This window comes from Paenibacillus sp. ov031 (genome assembly GCF_900143165.1).
In the GTDB taxonomy this organism is placed as follows: Bacteria; Bacillota; Bacilli; order Paenibacillales; family Paenibacillaceae; genus Paenibacillus; species Paenibacillus marchantiae.
The window spans coordinates 307,546-327,754 of record NZ_FRDO01000005.1 but is presented as its reverse complement, the minus strand read 5'-3'; the positions used below and the strand labels follow the sequence as shown (position 1 = coordinate 327,754).

Annotated in this window: 19 protein-coding genes; 8 read left to right on the top strand and 11 right to left on the bottom strand. The window is 48.6% G+C overall.

Annotated features, from left to right (window positions below; genetic code table 11):
* The first annotated feature begins 47 nt into the window (after window positions 1-47).
* Window positions 48-1,385, top strand: coding sequence for an FAD-dependent oxidoreductase (locus tag BUA17_RS21820; protein WP_072735018.1), 1,338 nt, complete (start codon window positions 48-50; stop codon window positions 1,383-1,385).
* A 116-nt stretch (window positions 1,386-1,501) separates the two neighbouring features.
* On the opposite strand, the gene BUA17_RS21815 is transcribed toward BUA17_RS21820, so the two are convergent.
* The 4 genes from BUA17_RS21815 to BUA17_RS21800 form a co-directional block, all read right to left on the bottom strand.
* Entirely contained in the window at window positions 1,502-2,152 is a 651-nt protein-coding gene (locus BUA17_RS21815; RefSeq protein ID WP_072734962.1) for an amino acid ABC transporter permease, read from the bottom strand.
* Between the two features lie 53 nt (window positions 2,153-2,205).
* Complete coding sequence (locus BUA17_RS21810) at window positions 2,206-2,928, bottom strand: amino acid ABC transporter permease (protein WP_063566272.1); 723 nt, start codon at window positions 2,926-2,928, stop codon at window positions 2,206-2,208.
* Window positions 2,929-3,029: 101 nt separating this feature from the next.
* Window positions 3,030-3,863: an ABC transporter substrate-binding protein gene (locus tag BUA17_RS21805; protein WP_063566271.1), complete on the bottom strand. Its 834-nt coding sequence runs from the start codon at window positions 3,861-3,863 to the stop codon at window positions 3,030-3,032.
* Between the two features lie 32 nt (window positions 3,864-3,895).
* Entirely contained in the window at window positions 3,896-4,624 is a 729-nt protein-coding gene (locus BUA17_RS21800) for an amino acid ABC transporter ATP-binding protein (protein ID WP_076290684.1), read from the bottom strand.
* A gap of 461 nt (window positions 4,625-5,085) precedes the next feature.
* On the opposite strand from BUA17_RS21800, the gene BUA17_RS21795 reads away from it, so the two are divergent.
* Window positions 5,086-6,699, top strand: coding sequence for a glycoside hydrolase family 28 protein (locus BUA17_RS21795; RefSeq protein ID WP_072734961.1), 1,614 nt, complete (start codon window positions 5,086-5,088; stop codon window positions 6,697-6,699).
* Between the two features lie 114 nt (window positions 6,700-6,813).
* Here BUA17_RS21795 and BUA17_RS21790 read toward each other — a convergent pair whose 3' ends face one another.
* Complete coding sequence (locus tag BUA17_RS21790) at window positions 6,814-7,665, bottom strand: helix-turn-helix transcriptional regulator (RefSeq protein ID WP_064642722.1); 852 nt, start codon at window positions 7,663-7,665, stop codon at window positions 6,814-6,816.
* Between the two features lie 258 nt (window positions 7,666-7,923).
* On the opposite strand from BUA17_RS21790, the gene BUA17_RS21785 reads away from it, so the two are divergent.
* The gene (locus tag BUA17_RS21785) at window positions 7,924-8,382 is read left to right on the top strand and encodes a cupin domain-containing protein (RefSeq protein ID WP_063566267.1); all 459 of its coding nucleotides are present in this window, start codon (window positions 7,924-7,926) and stop codon (window positions 8,380-8,382) included.
* A 95-nt stretch (window positions 8,383-8,477) separates the two neighbouring features.
* Here BUA17_RS21785 and BUA17_RS21780 read toward each other — a convergent pair whose 3' ends face one another.
* On the bottom strand, window positions 8,478-9,305 hold the full coding sequence (locus BUA17_RS21780) for an aldo/keto reductase (protein WP_063566266.1): 828 nt from the start codon (window positions 9,303-9,305) through the stop codon (window positions 8,478-8,480).
* A 336-nt stretch (window positions 9,306-9,641) separates the two neighbouring features.
* Between BUA17_RS21780 and BUA17_RS21775 the strand changes: the two genes are divergently transcribed.
* The 4 genes from BUA17_RS21775 (at window position 9,642) to BUA17_RS21760 (ending at window position 13,182) form a co-directional block, all read left to right on the top strand.
* On the top strand, window positions 9,642-10,898 hold the full coding sequence (locus tag BUA17_RS21775; RefSeq protein ID WP_063566265.1) for a DUF445 domain-containing protein: 1,257 nt from the start codon (window positions 9,642-9,644) through the stop codon (window positions 10,896-10,898).
* 343 nt (window positions 10,899-11,241) lie between these two features.
* Window positions 11,242-11,523 (top strand): hypothetical protein, encoded by a 282-nt coding sequence (locus tag BUA17_RS21770; RefSeq protein ID WP_072734960.1) that lies wholly within the window; start codon window positions 11,242-11,244, stop codon window positions 11,521-11,523.
* 40 nt (window positions 11,524-11,563) lie between these two features.
* Window positions 11,564-12,856 carry a Tle-like phospholipase domain-containing protein gene (locus BUA17_RS21765; RefSeq protein ID WP_244552204.1) on the top strand — a complete coding sequence of 431 codons (1,293 nt, stop codon included), beginning with the start codon at window positions 11,564-11,566 and terminating at the stop codon, window positions 12,854-12,856.
* A 53-nt stretch (window positions 12,857-12,909) separates the two neighbouring features.
* The gene (locus BUA17_RS21760) at window positions 12,910-13,182 is read left to right on the top strand and encodes a hypothetical protein (protein WP_053780102.1); all 273 of its coding nucleotides are present in this window, start codon (window positions 12,910-12,912) and stop codon (window positions 13,180-13,182) included.
* Between the two features lie 175 nt (window positions 13,183-13,357).
* Here BUA17_RS21760 and BUA17_RS21755 read toward each other — a convergent pair whose 3' ends face one another.
* From BUA17_RS21755 to BUA17_RS21740, 4 genes are all read right to left on the bottom strand, one after another.
* Window positions 13,358-14,128 carry a YcnI family copper-binding membrane protein gene (locus tag BUA17_RS21755; protein WP_244552203.1) on the bottom strand — a complete coding sequence of 257 codons (771 nt, stop codon included), beginning with the start codon at window positions 14,126-14,128 and terminating at the stop codon, window positions 13,358-13,360.
* Between the two features lie 243 nt (window positions 14,129-14,371).
* Window positions 14,372-16,066 (bottom strand): copper resistance CopC/CopD family protein, encoded by a 1,695-nt coding sequence (locus tag BUA17_RS21750; RefSeq protein WP_170867909.1) that lies wholly within the window; start codon window positions 16,064-16,066, stop codon window positions 14,372-14,374.
* Window positions 16,067-16,246: 180 nt separating this feature from the next.
* On the bottom strand, window positions 16,247-16,903 hold the full coding sequence (locus BUA17_RS21745) for a response regulator (protein WP_063566261.1): 657 nt from the start codon (window positions 16,901-16,903) through the stop codon (window positions 16,247-16,249).
* Between the two features lies 1 nt (window position 16,904).
* Window positions 16,905-17,735, bottom strand: coding sequence for a sensor histidine kinase (locus tag BUA17_RS21740; protein WP_072734958.1), 831 nt, complete (start codon window positions 17,733-17,735; stop codon window positions 16,905-16,907).
* A gap of 302 nt (window positions 17,736-18,037) precedes the next feature.
* Between BUA17_RS21740 and BUA17_RS31310 the strand changes: the two genes are divergently transcribed.
* Complete coding sequence (locus BUA17_RS31310; protein ID WP_162842449.1) at window positions 18,038-18,205, top strand: hypothetical protein; 168 nt, start codon at window positions 18,038-18,040, stop codon at window positions 18,203-18,205.
* A 128-nt stretch (window positions 18,206-18,333) separates the two neighbouring features.
* Here the strand turns inward: BUA17_RS31310 and BUA17_RS21735 are convergent, their stop codons facing one another.
* Window positions 18,334-20,166: a bifunctional diguanylate cyclase/phosphohydrolase gene (locus BUA17_RS21735; protein ID WP_072734957.1), complete on the bottom strand. Its 1,833-nt coding sequence runs from the start codon at window positions 20,164-20,166 to the stop codon at window positions 18,334-18,336.
* Window positions 20,167-20,209: the final 43 nt, after the last annotated feature.

Here is a 20,209-nt window from a genome sequence, read left to right as displayed (position 1 = left end):
AATAGAACGGAAGGAGTGATAACTTGAGTGAACGGATAAGTATGAGTATGAAAAAGGAAGAAGCGGATGTGGTTATTGTGGGAGGAGGTCCGGCGGGAATAGCAGCAGCCATTGCTGCTGGACGACAAGGTGTTCGAACAGTGCTGGTGGAGCGGTACGGGTTCGTTGGTGGAATGTCGACTGCTGCCATGGTCTACCCTTGGATGACCTTCCATACGGAGAGTGGTGAACAGGTGATTCGGGGTATCGCCCAGGAAATCGTTGACCGACTGCAGGCGCGCGGCGGCTCTCCGGGGCATCTTCGTGATACGGTTGGATTTGTGCATACCGTTACGCCCTATCATCCGGCGATCTATCAAGTGGTTGCGGCGGAGATGCTGCAGGAGGCGGGTATCCGGTTGTTATTGCACAGCTTCGTGGATGAAGTGGTTATGGTGGATGATCGGGTAGAAGCGGTACGCCTGACGAACAAGTCTGGTCGAATGGAGCTCCAAGCGAACGTATTCGTGGATGCCAGCGGTGATGCGGATGCGGCGTATCTTGCGGGCGCTTCTGTTGCAAAGGGGCGAGATGGCGATCACCAGTCACAGCCGATGACCATGAAATTCCGAATGCGTGGTGTGGACCTTGGACGAGTGAAGCAATACATGCAGGAGCACCCGGAGGATTTCTATGCCAAAACCCCTTTCTCCGAACTGGACAGTATTCCGTTAACCGGGGTGAGCGGCTTCTATTCCCAATGGAAAAAAGCAGGTGTACCGATTAATCGTGATCAGGTATTGTTTTTTACCGGACCGGCTGAAGATGAAGTATTGATTAACTGCACCCGGGTGCAGGGGTTGGATGCTACAGATGCAGAGGATCTGACCTCTGCTGAACAGGAAGGCAGGAAACAGGTGCTGATGATCGCTGAGTTTCTGCAGCGTGACGTGCCTGGATTCGAGCGGGCTTCGATCTCAGCGGTAGCACCGCAGATCGGTATCCGTGAATCCAGGCGAATCATCGGACACTATGCATTGACCAAGGACGACGTGGTTGCAGGGAAAAAGTTTGACGATGTAATCGCCAGAAGTGGCTATCCGATTGATATTCATGATCCCTCCGGTCAAGGCGTCGTAGCGGCTTTTATAGAAGGAGACGGAGCATACGATATTCCGTACCGCTCTCTGATTTCCCGAAATATTCGCAATCTGCTGGCGGCAGGACGTTGCATCTCCACCACACATGAGGCCCACGCAACGACAAGGCTGACTCCAAGCTGCATGGCTACGGGGCAGGCGGCGGGAACAGCCGCTGCTTTAGCTGTTCAGATGAAGCTAGATCCGTTGGAGCTACCGGTAGCGGTGCTGCAAAAGGAACTACGCCGTAACGGAGCAGCGATATGAGGAATGATTCCTGTGCAAGTAGACTATCATGAAATCCAAAAAAGACTCCAAAACCACTATTGAAGTGGAGCTGGAGTCTTCTTTGGGTTGTAATGGAAGCATCGGTCATCAGATCATCAAGTCATTCGTGCTTCAAGCCGCCGTGCCACAATGGACAACGTGTAGTTGATGACGAAGTACAATACGGCTGCGAGCAGCAGGGCAGGGATGACGTAATCGAAGCTTTGACCCCCGAGGATCTGCACATTGTGCATCAGCTCCGGCAGGGAGATGATGATCGCTAGTGAAGTATCCTTCAGCAAAGAGATGAACTGACTCACCATCGGTGGCGACATGCGCCGCAAAGCCTGGGGCATGATGATGCCGCCAAGTGTCTGCATATAGCTCAGGCCGGAGGAGCGGGCGGCTTCCACCTGTCCGCGTTCGATCGATTTGAGTCCGCTGCGGACAATCTCTGCGATCATGGCGCCTTCAAACAGACTTAGTCCAACAACCGTGGACCAGAAGACGGACATTTTGATCCCGAGCTGGGGAAGTACGATATGAATGAAGAAAATGATCAGCAGCAGCGGCAGATTGCGGATCGTATCCACAATGACGGCTACAATCTGAGACAGGACCGGAATTCGGGTGTATCGAACGGTACCGAGCACGGTGCCGAGTACAAAGCTGAATATAATCGACAAACCTGCCACTTGCAGAGTGATCAGGAATCCGTGCAGCAGGAAACGAAGGTTGGGCCAGGCGTAGGCCCCGCTAAAGTCCATGGATCATCGGCCTCCTTCTGTGAGTAGGACAAGATTTAGAGTGGATGTCTGTTTTACATGGTGACCTGGCCCGTTGGTTTGGTCTTTTTTGGTTTGCCTTTGGTACGGCTGGCGTCAGCATCACTTTGTCCAAAACGGCGTTCCATATAGTGAACCAGGAAGCTGAGCGGCAAAGTCAACACCAGGTAGAACAGTGCAACAATGGTGTAGACGCTGAGCGGCAGGAACGTATCCGAGTTGATCAGATCGGCAAAATACATCAGATCCATGCCAGCCACGACCGCAAGGATGGATGAGTTTTTGACCAGATTGATAAACTGGTTGCCAAGGGACGGCAATACAATCTTGATCGCTTGTGGCAAAATGATCAGGTTCATGGCCTGTACGTAGGACAGACCGGAAGATCTCGCAGCCTCTAACTGCCCGCGAGGGACCGTCTGAATACCCGCTCGAATCGCTTCGGCAATGAAAGCAGCCGTATAGATGGTCAGACCGAGTGTACCCGAGATGAATCCATCCAGTGAAATGCCGAGTGCCGGCAATCCGAGATAGAAGAAGAACACGACAAGCAGCAGCGGGATGTTACGGATAAACTCCACAAAAGCCGTGCCGATCCAGTTGAGCGGTTTGATGGGGGATATCCGAAAGATAGCCAAGATTGCACCCAGAATAAAGCTGCCAATCAAGGCCATGATGCTCACCTGAATGGTGTTGAGGAACCCTTCCAGAAATCGATCCGAATGTTTGATCAGTACGCTGAAGTCCAATTTGCCCATGTAGGCGAAGCCTCCGTTCTCCAGATGTAGAAGCGGCGATTGCGTCTGCTCATGTATTGCATATCACAGGCGAAGTCGCCGCTTAACCATCATTAATCGGGTTACTCTGGCTTGCTGCCCAGCCATTTTTCGTGCAACGTATCATATTCACCGCTGTCCTTCAGGTTTTTGAGCAGGCTGTTTACTTCTTCGACGAAGGCTGTGTCGCCTTTACGAATTGCTATGCCGTAAGGTTCACTCGTAAAATTGCCACCAACCAGCTTGTAGTTGTTATCCGTCTGCTGCATGCCGATCAGGATGATGTTATCGGTCGTCAGAGCTTCGCCTTTACCCGCTTTGAGGGCTGTGAAGGCATCCTGATAGTTATCGAATTCCAGCACCTCGGCGTCCGGGGCTTTTTCGCGAATGTTTTGCGCAGAAGTCGAGCCTTTGACGGCAAGTACCTTCACACCGCTGAGACTTTCGAGACCTGTAATTGCGCTGTCGTTTTTCACAAGCAGGGACTGCCCGGCTTCAAAATAGACATCGCTGAAATCCACCTGTTCCTTGCGTTCATCCGTAATCGTCATCGTTGCGATGATGAGATCAATGTCGCCGTTTTGCAGCATCGGAATGCGCGTTTTGGATGTTACTTCCTTCAGTTCTACCTTCGTTTCGTCTCCAAGAATCTGTTTGGCGAGTGCCTTGGCGATATCAATATCGAATCCTTCGACTTCGCCACTTGCGGGGTCCTTCAAACCGAACAATTTGGTGTCGTATTTCACGCCGGCAATGAGCTTGCCACGCTCTTTAATCTGTTCAATTGTGCCTTTGGCTTCGGTACTCCCACCAGAACCACCGCTGTTGCTACTTTCCTCTCCAGTGCTACAACCGGACAAGACAAGGGATAGAATCAAGACAAGCATAAACGACGGCCACTTTAATACATTTTTCATTTGGTAAAGACCCCTTTCAAAATGGATTATTCTCAGTGGTGAATCAGACGACTCAGAAATTGCTTGGCCCGTTCTTCTCTCGGGTTGTCGAAAAATTCAGCGGCGGAGGCTTCTTCCACAATTCGGCCTTCATCCATAAAGATGACTCGGTCTGCGACCTCGCGGGCGAATCCCATCTCATGTGTAACAACGACCATTGTCATCCCGTTATGTGCAAGAGACCGCATGACATCCAGAACTTCCCCGATCATTTCGGGATCTAGTGCAGAAGTGGGTTCGTCAAAAAGCATGATTTTGGGCTCCATGGCAAGACCTCTTGCAATGGCTACTCGCTGCTGTTGTCCACCGGACAACTGGGAAGGATAACTGTCTGCCTTGTCGGCAATGCCAACCCGGGTCAAATACTTCATCGCCGTAGAGGCTGCCTGTGCTTTGGGCTGTTTACGCACCTTCATGGGTGCAAGGGTAATGTTATCGATGACTTTTTTGTGAGGGTAGAGATTGAAGTGTTGAAATACCATGCCGATGTCACGGCGGAAGAGGTTGATGTCCACCTTTTTCTGATGTAAAGGGACACCACTGACGACAAGTTCACCTTCGGTAATCGTCTCCAGACGATTGATGCAGCGGAGCAATGTACTTTTGCCTGAGCCGGAAGGGCCGATAATGACAACGACTTCTCCTTCTTCAATGTGAAGATGAATATCTTTGAGGACATGAAAATGGCCAAAATGCTTCTGAACACCCCTAAATTCAATCAAGAGACCCCATCCTTTCTGCAACGTCTGTTTGTAAAAGGAATAATAAGGAATAAATTGAAACTAGTTATTTAATCATACATACTCATCCTGCTGAAGGCAATTGGTTTGTGATAAAACATGACATAAGTAATGGGTTTTATAGGGCTATAGCCAGTAATTATGTTATATATTTGTTATATTGCTAGCCTCTTTGTGACGAATCCTGACAGAAAAATGAATCCATTCTCCTAGTTGTTTTACAACCATTGGAATAGATGTATAGAGTATACTGGAAGGGATGTTTACTTTATGACTCTGATCATAAAAACAAATAACATCAAATTCTGAATCGTACATGGCAAAAAAGCTCAACCTTATGCCCTATGGCATTGATATGATGGAGCGAGAATGCGCTTTCCAGTAAGTAATGCAATATTAAAAACAGTCCGATCCAATTATAGGTAGAGAGGATGTTCTGAACGATGAATACATATTACTCCCCACTGGGTACAGGAGAAGGTGTTGAATCCCATACGAAAGCTTATGAAGTGAGTTTACCTGTCATCCCTGCACGGGATTTTCAGATTACGGATTATGGTGCGGTAGGGGATGGCTTGACCGATAATACCGAGATGTTTCGACTGGCTATAGCAGCTTGTGCAGAAGCGGGCGGTGGCCGAATTGTCATTCCGGCGGGTGTTTGGTTAACGGGTCCGATTGTTCTCCGCAGTCGAATTGAGCTTCATGTTCAGGCGGGTGCTCTGGTTACGTTCAGCCGTAATTTCGATCAATATCCCCTGATTGCGTCCAGCTTCGAAGGTTGGCAGGCAGTGCGGTGTCAGTCGCCTATTGATGGTGAGCAGTTGGAGGATATTGCGATCACGGGTGAGGGGATTTGGGATGGCGGTGGAGAGGCATGGCGTCCGGTGAAACGATCCAAGATGACGGCCTCGCAGTGGAATCGACTGGTTTCTTCGGGCGGTGTGGTGGAGCAGACTGGCGGAGACGAAGCCATTTGGTGGCCCTCGACTTCTGCTCTTGAAGGCGGTGCGATTGCGAATCGTCTGCATCTGGAGCAAGTGTGTGATGTGGCTGCTTATGACGAAGTCAGAGACTTTTTGCGTCCTAACATGGTCAGCTTGCGTCAATGTAAACGAGTGCTTTTGGACGGACCGACGTTCCAGAACTCGCCTGCATGGAATCTGCACCCCTGGGCATCCGAGCATGTCACGATTCGTAACGTGAGTGTGCGGAATCCATGGTTTTCTCAGAATGGTGATGGGCTGGACATCGAATCCTGCCGTCATGTCGTTGTGGAGCAGAGTGTATTCGATGTTGGTGATGATGCGATCTGCCTGAAATCCGGCAAGGATGCAGAAGGTCGTGAACTCGGTCTGCCCTCGGAATATATTACGATTCGCAATTGCACCGTGTATCACGGTCATGGCGGTTTTGTTATTGGCAGTGAAATGTCTGGTGGTGTGCGGCATGTCCGGGTCTCGGACTGTACGTTTATTGGAACGGATATTGGGCTTCGCTTTAAAAGCGCGCGTGGGCGCGGCGGGGTCGTTGAGGATATTCAGGTGGAGCGCATTTATATGAAAGATATCATTATGGAAGCTATTTCGTTTTCCTTTTTCTATGCCAATCAGGAGGGTTCCGCTCGTGGTAGCGACTTGACTCAGGAGGTCAGTGAGGAGACTCCGGTGTTCCGGGATATTCGGATATCGGATGTGGTCTGTGCAGGAGCGGAAACCGCGTTATTGGTGAGTGGACTGCCGGAAATGCCTCTGGATGGTTTGGTCATTCAGGGATATACGGTGACGGCTCGTAATGGGGTGCAATGCGCTCATGCGAAGCACCTGCGAATCGCCGAAATGAACGCACATATTACCGATGGATCGTTAATTCATTTGCATCAGTGTAAGGGTGCGGAACTGGAAGCGATTGAGGGTGTAGGCGCGGACGGTCGGCTTCTGATGGTGACAGGACATGAATCGGCAGGAATCGTATGCCGGGAAAGTGATGCAGATACAGAGGGACGCCAAATCTCCATTGGTCCTGAGGTAAGAAGTGGTGTAATTATCCGCAGGTAAGAAGGGTTCAACTTAGTATACGCTTAGCATATCACCGCGGGCATCTCCTGGCGCGCGGTGTCATGATAGGATGTCATATGACAGGTGTCCGGCTTCCCCAGGCGCTTCCAAGATCTATCGATGTTCTTTGCGATAGCGAAGCGGCGTGGTCCCGGTCACCTGTTTAAACGTTTTATTAAAATGGGCTGTATGCTCAAATCCGACCTTCTCCGCAATCATTTGCACCCGTTCCTGAGTGGAGAGTAAACGTCTCTGTGCCTCCCGAACCCGGGTAACACGTAAATATTCGCTGAAGCGAAATCCGGTAAAACGGCTGAACATCCGGCTCAAATAGGATGGACTGATATAAAATCGCGCTGCGGCCTCTTCCAACGTAAGGGGCTCGGTATAATGATTGTTTACATAAGTGACGATCTCACTGATCTTATCCTGCATGGGATGATGCGGGACCGGAGAGGATTGCCGAGTATCTTCTTCAACCCGGTGGATCTGAATCAGGATCTGGGCAAGCAGGCTTCTCACCACGATGTCATAATGAGGTCGGCGCTCCCTGCATTCTTGCAGCATCTGCCATAACATTCGTTCGATCTCGGGCTGTTCCGCATCAGGAAAGTGCAGCAGCCTTGAACGATCGAAGGGAAGCAGACCACATATTCCAAGCTCCATCCCGGTGGCAAAAGAAGGCGAGAATCCGATCAGGATTCGCTCAAAGCCGGGAATACTTCCTTTGGACGTCGTATGTACATCATGGGGATTGATCAGGATCAAATCACCTTTGCGGGCGGTAAGAAGCTGACCATTCATGGAATAGACGCGTTCTCCTTCAAGCAGATAATACAGTTCATAAAAAGGGTGGGCGTGAGGCTGTGGCATGGCGTTCCCTTCGTGTCTGCTCATGTGTTCAATGGTGAATGAACTCTCGCCAATTCGATATTTGGGTCCAATCCGATCCTCTATAACACTCATAACACGTCTCCCCTCTGCGCCAGCTGATTTACGGTTAATATCCATATCATAACGGAAAATCCAGTTTGTTGTAAACGCTATCATTTGAATAGGGGTCCGACCAGACGAAATGAATAGCATACGGGTGGAATGATTTTCGGCAAGCTTATATATGCTGTAAAGGTGACAAAAGTCTATTCATGTTTTACAGTAGGGGGAGTGAGACTAACCTCTGGATAGGGGTGTCTCCAATTCGATTTGGAAGGAAGGAAACAGAATATGACGACACATGAATTATCGCCACTCGTTGCTGCATTGAATATGCAGCCGCACGTTGAAGGTGGTTGGTATAAGGAAGAATGGAAGGCATCGTACCAAATTCCACAATCCGTACTGCCGGATACATACTCAGGCCCTCGATTCTCGGCAAGTTCGACGTACTTCCTGCTGCACTCCCATGAAGTCTCGGAATGGCATACCGTTTTGTCCGATGAGCTTTGGTTGTGGCATAGCGGCAGTCCAGTAGAATTGAAATTGGGCGGCAACGGGGAAAACCCCGAAAATGAAGAAGTGCTCGTGTTGGGTATGGATATTGCTGCGGGGCAATCGCCGCAGGTACTCGTTCCAGCCGGAGTATGGCAAACAGCACGTCCGCTGGGTGATGAGCCTGTACTGGTAACGTGTGTTGTAGCACCAGGTTTCCATTTTGATGATTTCAAACTGGTTTCCAAAGGCTAATATAACTATAAATGAATAAGCAAAATCCCGATCCAGGTGCGTGTGCGTCCAGATCGGGATTTTTTGATGTTTTCTAGCTTGATTATATATTGAGGTTAGAAGTTAAAATTGTCCGGATCGGAACCAAAGCGCTTATTTTCGTTCAATTGATTGATGCGCTCGATTTCTTCCGTGGTCAACTCAAAATCATACAGGTCCGCATTATCGCGAATGCGCTGTGGTGTAACGGATTTAGGTATGGTCACAATGCCATTTTGCAGATCCCAACGCAGAATGACCTGTGCCGGTGACTTGCTGTATTTGGCAGCGATGTCCTGAAGAAGCGGATGCTCCAGCAGATGTCCCTGACCCAGTGGAGACCAGGCTTCAATCTGGATCTGATGTTTGCTGCAATACTCCCGTAGCTCCGTTTGAATCAATAGCGGATGCAGTTCCACCTGATTCACAGCAGGTTTAATGGTGGCATCGGTCATCAGGTCCTCCAGATGGTGAATCTGGAAGTTACTCACCCCAATGGCGCGGATGCGTCCTTCCTTATGCAGCTTCTCCAGCGCTCTCCAGGTATCCTTATACTTGCCTTTGACAGGCCAGTGGATCAGATAGAGGTCCAGATATTCCAGTTCGAGTCGTTCCATGCTTGCTTCAAAAGCCGCCAGTGTGGATTCGTAGCCTTGGTCCCCGTTCCACACTTTGGTGGTAATGAACAGATCCTCGCGGGCGATTCCGGATTCACGAATACCCTGAGCTACACCGGTTTCGTTGTTATACGCTTTCGCTGTATCGATACTGCGATAACCTGCCTGGATAGCCGTTTTGACGGCTTCAACCACTTCTTCTCCATCTTTAACTTTGAATACACCAAAACCCAGCCAAGGCATTTTGACTCCGTTATAAAGTGTCGTTGTGTCCTGCACGTGTTTCATGGTCCGAAATTCCTCCTCTGATTCATTCATTATTCCATTATGTAATTACCCTGCTGACCGCCGGCCAATCCTAAATGGAGGGCCGTCTGTATTGATTATACTAAAACCTTTTTGGTAATGGAAAAGAATACGACCATTTCGATAGGAAAAACCCCTCTTTTATCCTTTTTCGCCAGCCAGAGGTTTGGTTTTGACGCTTACGGGTGATAAGATGAAGTATACGAAATATGGAAACCGAAGCTTTCCTATGGAAGCAATCACAGGAAGAACAGAAGAGCACGGGAAAGTTGGGTGTTATTGAACCCGTGTGATTAACGATAAAGGAGTAAGAATACAATGGCTAAACCTAAACAAACCAAAAAAGCAGCAGCTTGGTCTCTCGTTATTATGGGAGCGGGATTTGCCGCATCATTGCCGTTTCAAGGCGGTGTAGTAGGCAAACTGCTGGTAGGGTCATTTGAAGCGGGATTGGTAGGTGGACTTGCGGATTGGTTCGCCGTAACAGCGTTGTTCCGTCATCCACTGGGTATTCCGATTCCCCATACGGCTTTGCTGCCTAAGAATCGGGACAAATTGACTGAAGGCCTTGTCTCCGCGGTGGAAAACAACTTGCTGAACAAGGATAGCATCACCGAGAAAATTGCGGGCTTCAAGGCGGCAGAAATCGTTCTGGATACCATGACAAGGGAACTTCACAACGATGGAGTCAAAACCATGATCGATACGCTCTGCAAACGAATCCTTGCAGGCCTGCCGTTGGAGCAGATTGCTCCACTGGTTGCGGGCGAGATCAAATCACAGGCGGGAGCCTTCGACCTGGGTCCGATTCTGGAACGTGCTTCGATCCAGATGAGTGAGCGTGGTTATGATGCCAAAGCACTGGACTATGGTCTGAAGCAGGCAGAGGAATGGCTGGTGAAGCCGGAGACGATCATGTTTTTGGGTGAAAGCGGCCTAAAGGCAATCAGTGGTATCCAGATGAACGGATTAATGCAATTTGCGATGAATGCGTTCATGGGTTATCTGAACGAGGAGCGTCTGGGCAGTATTTTGCAAGGATATCTGTTTGACCGGGTGGAGGACATGAAGCGGGAGGGTAGCGCTCTTCGTTACAAAGTGCTAGATCTGTTGCGAACCCAGGCTATCCGGCTGGCGATGAGTGAAAGTGTGCAGGATGGAGTCAACGGCTGGAAAAACAACATGCTGGATGGATGGAACGCAGAGGAAACCGTGCTGAACAAACTCACTGAATTGAGGGAAAAGGCGCTCGCTGCAATGGAAGATGGCCAGTATGTGGAGACGTTTGCTCTACCCGCGATTGAGCGGGTATTGTCTGATTTGCGGTCAGACGATGCTTTATTGGCTGGATTGAATGCGAAGATTGTGGAAGGTGTAACGACGCTGCTAGAGAAAAACCATTCCAAAATCGGCAACCTCGTACGCGAAAATGTCGACAAAATGGATAATGCCTCACTGATCTCCTTGATTGAGGATAAGGTAGGACAGGATCTGCAGTGGATTCGGATTAACGGGGCCGTTACCGGATTTATAATCGGGATTGCACTGACCGCCCTGCGGATGGTATTGGAATAACTCATTGATAATGGCAAGATTAGGGCCGCTCTCTGGAGCAGGCTCTTTTTTTGTCTGGGCAAATGATAAATAGAGAAATGATGCAAAAACAGTTGGATTGGGTAATGTACACCCGAATGCTCTATTGGAATCATTTAGGAACAAAGTTACATAAAAACGATGCCAACAGCCGATGTCATCATGTTGATTTTGTACTATGATGCAGATAACAGAAGAAAAGAGTGGGTATACGAATATATTTAATGATAAAGAAAAGGTGATTGATATGAGGTTGAAGCGACGACTCGCATGTATATTTTTTTTGACCATACTATCTACTTTCATTTTGGGAGGGTGTCAGAACATGAAGGAAAGTGAAAAACAGGCCTATTTTAAAGAAGCCGAAGCGGAAGCCGTAAAATATCTGAAAGATAAATATGAACTGGATGTCGTGATCACAAATAAAGAGCTGTTACCTGAGATGGCGCTTGATTCTATTGCTATGGAAGGGCATGTGGTTGAACATGAAGAGCAAGAATTTACGATCTCGTACGACTATGAGGATAAAAAAATCAAAAACTTTGGCATGAGTCCAGCAATTAAGGAAGCAATTATAGCTAAGGGGTATGATCCGTTTAACAAATAAATCATAATTCAGGATTGATTTTCTTGGAGGTGCAACGGTTGTGAGTAAATCACCAAAAATTGATGATGAAACATACAACAAGATGTCTGAATTAGCTTACGAGAATCTGAAATCAGGTATTGAGTTTGACAATCTTCCCGGATGGCAAGTTCTTGAGGACACTCATGGAAATAAAAAATCGGGTTTTGATGCGGTGACCTTCTACAATCCTGAGACCAAACAGGCGGTTATCGCATATCGGGGCACCGAGGGAAGTGCATCATTGGATCGCAGCGCCCCTGATTATTACGCGGATGCTCAAATCGGTTTGCCTGAGCTTGGCAGAAAAATCGAACAAAGTACTGACCTTACGCCAGATTGGTTAGCTAATGGAATTCAGAAGGTAAGAGATGTGACCGGAATCACTAAAGTCGAGAATGCTGTGGGAGAACTGGACAAAAAGCTGGATAAGACAATCGGGCTGGGTCCCAACCAAATGTATGAAGCGGAAGATTACGCCAAAGATATGCAGAAAAAATATAAGGATTTGGATTTTTCGCTGACAGGGCATTCGCTTGGAGGGGGCAATGCCCAGTATGCGGCCGCATACACGGGACTTTCCGCGGTGACGTTCAGTGCGCCATCCGTGATTTCCAGCCTCACGCCAGAGGCAAAACGAAAGGCTGAAGAGGGTGGGTTTGATAGCCAAATCATTAACTACGGACATCCCGGAGATTTTGTAACCAGCGGATTTTTTGGTGGATATGATCGTCATGTAGGTTCCATGTATTACATCAATTCCAACTACAAGGATATGAATGATGACATGGGCATGTTCGATAAAATCAGTAACACCTTTGGTGGTGAAGAGTATCACGGTTTGAAACAGTACAAATTCGAGAATGGCTATATTTCCAACGATCTATACGATCCGGTTACAGGCGAGCAAATCAGTTATTCACCACGTCAGCCATCCAATGTCCTATCTGATCTCGCAGCATTCATGCGGAACCTGGGTGGGCAAGCAGGCAACCTTGCAAGAGGTATGGCCGCAGCAGCAGGAGCATCTGGCCTGATTCAGGTAACGCCCGAAGAACTCAAAAGTGTCGCTGCCCGGTGGAAGCAAAATGCACAACAGTGTAATGCAGAGTTGAATACGGTACGGAGCCGAATGGCGCATTACCTGCATTCCAGCCGTAGTCGCAGACTTGAGCCTATCGTCACTCATCTGGATGCGTCTATTAACGAATTGAGCACATGGCATATGAAGCATACGAGTCAATTCTTGAACTTTATCGAAGAGAAGGCGGAAGCATTCCGTCAAGCGGATGAGAGTCAGGTCAGTTTTAAATAGAATTTTGCGTGAAGGGCCTGGCGATTGGAACTTACATAAGGGAGGGAACACGAGTGAGCGGACAATTGCTGGTAGAGCTAAATGATCTTCGGATTGCTGAAAAAGAATTGACCCAGCTGCTTGCCCGTCTCCAGGCAGATGAGCAGGAGGCAAGAAGCCTATACAACCGTCTCGACGATTGGAAGGGACAATCGGCCGATTATACAAGGCAGCAGATCGAAGCGTTTTTCGCGGGTCTGTCTGGACGAATACAGTCGATTGAACAACAGAAGAAGAGCTTGCTGCAATATATTGAAATCATGATCCAGACGGATCAGGGACGATAGGGGAAAAGTTGTAAGGGACGCTGTTCTTAATCAGTGAACTTAAGCATGGAAGTTTGAAATCGAAGTTAGCTCATGCATACAGATAAGAAAAAGGAGCCTCGGCACATCGGGAAAGATCCCGTTCGCCAAAGGCTCCTTTCTTTTTCAGTCTACATACAAGACTCTATGTTAGCTCTTAACGTTTTTTGCGGCGTGTTGCCAGAGCGATACCCAGGAAGGACAGGATCAACGCCAGAATGGATACGATCAATGTTGCCTGTTGCAACTTCAATGTGCCTGGGTCGGAATCCGTGTTGTTTGGCTCACCAGTAACGGTGTCGTTTAACGCGTCACCCAGTGTGGTATCGTCGTTTGCCTTCTTATCATCGCCCGTTGCTGCTTTATCATCATGGCCAGCATTGCCGGCTGTGCCTGCACTATCATGACCTCCGCCTGCAGCAGCATTACCTGCAGCAGCAGGATCTTGGCTGATTGCCGTAATACTGTGCGGGTTGCTGTCACTTGGTCCGCCTGTCCATTCCACGATGCTGCCATCGCTATAATACTGGAACGCATCCCAAGCTACTTCCGTTTCGGCATCCGGATTCTGAGCTACGAAGTTGAATTGCTGGAATTGACCAGCCAGAATTCCTTCGTTATCTCCGTCCACTTCCCAAGTGATTGATGTTACTTCATTGGAATCATTTTTTTCGGTAGTGATTTTCCAGCCTGACAGTGGTTGGTATTGCTTAAATGCAACGCCTTGCGGTACTTTCAGCGTGATTTTGGTGGTAGGCAGCTCTTTTTCGGATGGAATCTTGATGCTATACGTCTGCCATGCACCTGTTTGTGCTACGGTTGGGTTAACGGTAACGTGTGCGCTGGCGAATCCCGCGAACAGCATCAGCGCAGCGGCTCCAGCAGTTAGGCTGGATGTCAGTTTGGAAGTCCATGATGTTTTCTTCAAAATAATTTACCCCTCTCAAATCTTCTAATATATAAGCTCAACTAAAGAATATTTACACTAGCCACTACAATGACAGAACAACCTTCTGATCGCTGTTATCCCCAGATTTTTTGATCCTCTTCTTCAAAGGGGAAATCCGGGGATAAAGGCGAACGCTGCGCTTCTCCAGGTTTTTTCTGTCCTCTCCGTTATTGTGTAAATGTTTAGTTGAACATATAAGGCCAATCATTAATCGGTTTATACCTACGGATTAGCGGTGTCAATCTCAAATTCGGTATCCAGCGAATCCAGAGATCGGGTTAGCAGATGAACCTTGATGTTCCAGCGTCCTGGCATGGAGATATATTCTTCTGCTTCGTAAACGCCAGTATCATTTTTCGGAATCGTGATCTCGTAAATGCCCATATCCATATCCAGGTGGGTCAGTGACAATGTGATCTGTTCCAGATCGTTGACTGTACTGCCGTCCGGTTTCTTCACGTCGACCTTAAACTGGTTCTCTCCGGTACGATTGGGACTTACCTGAAGCGTAATTGTAGTCCCGTCGTCCATGGTCTGCACTTCTTTATAGGGTCCTGCGGCTGCCGGTTGTCCGGGAGACAGGTGTGTCAGCACGGCGGCCAACGCAAGCACGACGGCTCCAGCAATCAGTTCGGCCTTCAGGCTGCCAGCCAGTCGGTTGCCGCTGCTTGCACGTGCCATTCTGGCATGACGCCAGGCCAATAGAAGCATCGCCACAAGCAAGACAACTTTAGCGATAAGCACGATACCATACGCCGTTGTGAACAAAGACGTAAGAATAGGTGCAGGCAAAATGATCAGGCTGCTGTATATCCCCGTAGCGACGAGAGCAGCAACAGCGCCGATGCCCCAAGCTGTAAAGCGTCGGATCGCCGTCCAGTAGACCTCACCTCGCACCGTGGAAGGCAGTTTATCCGCGAGCGGAGGCAGACAGGCAGCCATGGCAGTTAGAGCGCCGATCCAGAAAGCGGCTCCGATCAGATGAACGAAGTCCATTGCAATGGCGAGCGCGCGATGTTCTGCTGCAGCCGGATGTCCTGTCATCGCATGGGTAAACAACCAGCCAAGAACGAGGACCAGTGATCCGTATGATGACCAGATACGGATACGCAGCGAGCGATCCCGGTCATATCCGGAGAGGATGGTAACCGCCAGCAGCATCACAATAAGCATCTGTACCATCCAGATCTGCCCAAATGACGTCAATTTGAGTGCGCTGCCCATCAGTGCCCAGCTGAACTCCCCGATGGAGACGCCTGATTCATACAATGTGTTCAGGGGCAGACTGATCAGAGCGGCAACAGAAGCGGCGCCATAACTGATCCATAACAACTTGTAGCTCCTTGGCACTTCCAGTGGTTCTCTCGCCATGGAAGCTGGTGCAATTCGGAACAGCAGGAAAGCAAGTGTGCCCAGAATCACAGACAACCCCAGATATTGAATCCAGTCTGTCAGCGACAAAATCCATTTTAACGGTCCGCCAACCTGGCCTGAACCTGAGGTTAAATCAGCGAGACCAGCAGGAGCGCCAGATGGTTCCCCAATATGAAACACATAGGCCCCTTGAATGGGGTGACCATCAGCAGACACGGCCTTCCAATTCACGGCGTAGGTTCCGTTTCCAAGTCCGGTCCGCAGTCCGGTCTCCAGAATATGAGGACGGTTCTCGTCGACATGCACATTGCCGTCATCTGCCTGTGTTCCGTCAGGTCCGGTGATTTTAATATCAAAAAAGGCCGTCTGTAAAGACTCGTTGAACTCCAGAGTCAGGCGTTCAGGTGCTGTCGCAACAAGTTCATTTTCACCTGGTGAGGCCTGCACAATATAAGCATGGGCGGATGCCCATTGTGGCATAACAAGGCAACACAATAACATCAGGGCGACCATAAGTGCCCAGTGCCGTTTGCCCAATTTCATGGTGAACCTACTCAAAATCAAAAAATCATCACCCTTAGGTCTAGAATTGTAAGTCATTCTTTGTTAACCGAGCACAATCTATACCATTATAACTTTGTCCAAAATAACACTGTATGACTACATTGGGCTATAAAAAAACGAAATGATCCATGGAATTGTGACAAAAACATGAATGTGCCGCTATTTACGCAGCTTACGGCCTGCGAGTCCGCTTTCCAATGCATAGCGGGTTAATTGCACACGATTTTCGAGATGCAGTTTCTGTAAAATATTCTTCAGATGATTCTTCACTGTTTGGTCCGAAATGCCAAGTTGGTCGGCAATCTCACGGTTAGTATATCCCGCAGATACCCATTGCAGGATCTCAAGCTCCCGCGTAGTCAGCGGATTATCAGGTACATCTTCCGTGCGAGGTGCTGGGAACTCCTGAAGGATTCGATAGGCAAGTTCCTTGCTCAGGGGTGCATCATCACTGACGATGGCGCGAAGGTATTCAAGCCAAGTGGACGGAGATAGATTTTTGAGCAAATATCCTTGAGCCCCTTGCTTCAGCGCTTCGAACAGGTACGTGACATCATCCGATACAGTAACCATGACGATAATGACATAAGGAAAGCGCAGTTTAATCTGGCGGGTGGCTTCCAGCCCATCCATATCCGGCATCTGCACGTCCATCAGAATAAGATCGGGCATCCATTGCCCGGTAAGCTCCAGCGCCTCTAGTCCAGTCGAAGCGGTACCAATAACTTCAAACAGGCTGTCCTCGGATAAAATACTGCAGATCGCCTCACGCGCATGCGCGTGATCATCGACAACCAATACCCGTACAAGTTCCATATTAAGCATGCCCCTTTCCAATGGTTATTCGAGTGTAACCTGGCCTTGAATCAAGAGCGAAAGACCAGCCCATCTGAGCTGCACGTTCCTTCGTAATTCGCAAGCCGTACCGATCCTTCAGATGCAGTGGATCCCCGCTCACACCAACACCATTATCCTGAACGAAGATGGACCAGACAAAAGGGGTTCCTTCTGCAATCACCCGAATATCTGTGGCCCGGGCATGTTTACGTACATTAAGCAGTGCTTCCCGAATGCAGGCGAGCAGCTCTACCTGCTCCTTTGGGGAGAAGAAGGTGCTGTCGAGATCCCATTCCAGACGCGCCGAAGGAACCGTCTCCTCTATAAGTAATTCTACCTGTGACAACAGGGAAGTTCCCTCCGGTACTGCCGCTTGTCCAGGGACGTAGCGGAGCTGGGCGATGGCCTGCCGTACGTAAGCGTTGACCTCATGTACGGTTTTGCGTATTTCCTGAATTTCATTCTCGTGACCACTTCCAGCCAAACTGCGCTCGGCCTTGTCTGTTTTTACCGACAGGAGAAAAAGAGACTGCGAGATACCATCGTGAAGCTCGCGGGCTAGTTGATCCCGAGCTTCGAGTGCCACTTTGGAAGCACGCTCCTGCTCCAGAGCAGCCCTGGCACTTTCCAGCATCTTAAATAAGCGACTTAGCAAGGTGACACTTATGAGGTACAGGATAAGTGGGGTAAGCCAGTTGCCCGCATCCATGGAAAGGTAGGGCATTAGGAATTGGTGACGGATGTATTCCCAGAGACCAACCGTGAATGTGGGAACCAGCAGAATCATCCATTTAATCTGTTTGTATGACATGAATACAGAACTCCTTTGAGATAAGGTCCATTTATATGTATCCGTTTCAAGGGCTGGCACCATTATAACGCATGCTTGCTTCAGACCCTAGTCTGGCTTTCTTCGGGGGAACCTCGGGTGGATAAGGGAGCATTTAGAAGGATATCTAAGAACAACATGGGGTGAAATTATGTCACGCAGGGTGAGCCTTGGTGAGTACAGATGAGCGGGGCTGTATCCATTTTCCCTATTGGAGAAGGTCCTCTATACTTATATAGAACAGAAATTCATTACAAAAGATGTTAAGGAGTGAACGCAACAACATGAATCAAGAGGTATTGGAACGTCGCAGCGAGTTGCTCAAGAAGAACATTCATCAAATGCTTCTTCAAGACAATCAGCACGGAATCAGTCGTCAGGATAACATGTTTTTGCAGCAGATGATTAAAGAGCTGCATCAGACTTCACATGAGATGAATACCACTCGATAACGCAGAATCTGCACAAGAATGAAGTAATCTCGTGCATGATTCATTCCATGATGAACATGAAAATGGCGCTATCCCCGATTAGGCCGGGGGTAGCGCTTTTGGCTTTGTAAGGGGGAATTCTGTGGGTGTTACACAAGTTGTTGCTGCACCGTTCGTTTCTGAATATATCGGATGAACAGCTCGGCTAGCTCGGGATCAAACTGAGAACCGGAGCACATCTGTAGTTCCTTGATTGCTTCATCGACATTTTTCGTTTCCTGATACGGTCGCTCTGTCGTCATTGCGTCAAAGGAATCAATCACCGTGAGCATCCGGCACAACCGTGGAATCTCACAGCCTTTCAGACCATAAGGGTAGCCTGCCCCGTCATATCGTTCATGATGCAATTCAATATAGGGAATGAGATCGGCAAAACGCTCGTTCGTCATGGCCATTTTTTTGCCCCAGGTGACATGGCCCTTGATCGTTTCCCATTCTTCAGCGGTAAGCTTTTCTTTCTTATTCAAGATGGACCATGGAATTTCGAGCTTTCCGATGTCATGAATCAGTGCGCCCAGTACAAAATTCCGCTTCTCCACATTATCGAGTTCCAGCAACTCACTTATATCGAGAGCATACTTATATACGCGTTTGGAATGTTTGAATGTATCCATATCCTTATACCTGAACAAGTTGAGTTGTTGCTCAATGTCACGCACATCCTGGACCAGATCAATCTCTTGCTCCATGCCATCATTGCTGCCGTGGCGATGCACATTGTTTTTGCCTTGCTTTTTGGCATAATACAGCGCTTTATCCGCCTGATCCACAAGTTGTGACTTGTTGTACATATCGACTTCATAACGCGCAACACCTGCGGAGAAGGAGAGACAACCGTGCGGAAACACTTCAACCCCTTCAAAAGGTGTGTCGTTCAGCTGCTTGCGCAGCTTGTTCATGAAAGCATAAGCCTCGTCCAGACCCATGCTCGGCATGAGCAGGGTGAACTCTTCTCCGCCATAACGAAAGGCGGTGACCGAAGTGCCTTCCGTCTTCCGACTGAGGAAATCTCCGAGAAGAGCCAGCAGGCTGTCACCCTGGAGATGACCGAAGCGGTCGTTATACTTTTTGAAATCATCAATATCGATGAGTCCCAGTGAAAGCGGGGTTCCCTGAGAACGGGCGTTACCAAGCTCGGTCTCCAGCATACTTTCAAAATGACTGTGGTTAAACAAACCTGTGCGTTGATCCGTATTCGCCTTTTCCTCAATACTCTGATACATCACAAACAGCTGTTTGAACGCATGTGATAGCAGAATGCTAAGACTGAGGTAGAGCAGCAGACCGAGAACGCCGTTATGCACAACGAGAATGGTCAGCACGAGTGCCAAAATCAATGTACATAAATAGACGAGCAGCGATTCGGTAACGAACACACGCTTCATCTGCTGTAATGCATCCTTTGTTGAGAAATGAAAAAACAGGCCAAGCGTGATTGTATTAATGATGAAGTAGGCTGCAAGTGCCGCAAAATAGGGCAGCAGGTTATATCCATCCAGTGCTCCCGGAATTCCTCCAGTCCAAGTAAATACATAAGCCGCTCCAGCAATCATGAGGCTGTAAATGCTGAAATTGACGATATGTTTCCACCAGGTGAGTTTGCGATCCTTGATTAACAGAATGAGGGAAACAGGCAGCAGTACAGACAGACTGAATGCACCACCAAACATGAAGATAGAGGCGAGGTACACGGAAGAGTCCATGGATTGCTGATTGCCTTTGGGCGGAATTTGAAACGTGAAATAATCCAAAATCAGCGCCGCACCAAGCATCGTGTATACCATTACCCATTCGTCAGAGGATAGATGGAGATAAGACCACTTGTTCATATACAGAAAAATACCGATGCCGGTGCAGCTAAGCAAGACGACATACATGCTGCTCCGATCTGCTTTATGGATAAGGTTACGAATAAAGTTCATAAAAATTCTCCTGCTTGGTTTAGTCTGCTCTTGATGTGAATAT

What these genes read in the sequence shown, in the direction of transcription:
- BUA17_RS21740 (WP_072734958.1), bottom strand. Translation starts at nt 17,735, where the DNA reads ATGTCATACAAACAGATTAAATGGATGATTCTGCTGGTTCCCACATTC.
- BUA17_RS21750 (WP_170867909.1), bottom strand. Translation starts at nt 16,066, where the DNA reads ATGAAATTGGGCAAACGGCACTGGGCACTTATGGTCGCCCTGATGTTA.
- BUA17_RS21745 (WP_063566261.1), bottom strand. Translation starts at nt 16,903, where the DNA reads ATGGAACTTGTACGGGTATTGGTTGTCGATGATCACGCGCATGCGCGT.
- BUA17_RS21770 (WP_072734960.1), top strand. Translation starts at nt 11,242, where the DNA reads ATGAAGGAAAGTGAAAAACAGGCCTATTTTAAAGAAGCCGAAGCGGAA.
- BUA17_RS21805 (WP_063566271.1), bottom strand. Translation starts at nt 3,863, where the DNA reads ATGAAAAATGTATTAAAGTGGCCGTCGTTTATGCTTGTCTTGATTCTA.
- BUA17_RS21785 (WP_063566267.1), top strand. Translation starts at nt 7,924, where the DNA reads ATGACGACACATGAATTATCGCCACTCGTTGCTGCATTGAATATGCAG.
- BUA17_RS21815 (WP_072734962.1), bottom strand. Translation starts at nt 2,152, where the DNA reads ATGGACTTTAGCGGGGCCTACGCCTGGCCCAACCTTCGTTTCCTGCTG.
- BUA17_RS31310 (WP_162842449.1), top strand. Translation starts at nt 18,038, where the DNA reads ATGAATCAAGAGGTATTGGAACGTCGCAGCGAGTTGCTCAAGAAGAAC.
- BUA17_RS21775 (WP_063566265.1), top strand. Translation starts at nt 9,642, where the DNA reads ATGGCTAAACCTAAACAAACCAAAAAAGCAGCAGCTTGGTCTCTCGTT.
- BUA17_RS21810 (WP_063566272.1), bottom strand. Translation starts at nt 2,928, where the DNA reads ATGGGCAAATTGGACTTCAGCGTACTGATCAAACATTCGGATCGATTT.
- BUA17_RS21820 (WP_072735018.1), top strand. Translation starts at nt 48, where the DNA reads ATGAAAAAGGAAGAAGCGGATGTGGTTATTGTGGGAGGAGGTCCGGCG.
- BUA17_RS21780 (WP_063566266.1), bottom strand. Translation starts at nt 9,305, where the DNA reads ATGAAACACGTGCAGGACACAACGACACTTTATAACGGAGTCAAAATG.
- BUA17_RS21790 (WP_064642722.1), bottom strand. Translation starts at nt 7,665, where the DNA reads ATGAGTGTTATAGAGGATCGGATTGGACCCAAATATCGAATTGGCGAG.
- BUA17_RS21735 (WP_072734957.1), bottom strand. Translation starts at nt 20,166, where the DNA reads ATGAACTTTATTCGTAACCTTATCCATAAAGCAGATCGGAGCAGCATG.
- BUA17_RS21795 (WP_072734961.1), top strand. Translation starts at nt 5,086, where the DNA reads ATGAATACATATTACTCCCCACTGGGTACAGGAGAAGGTGTTGAATCC.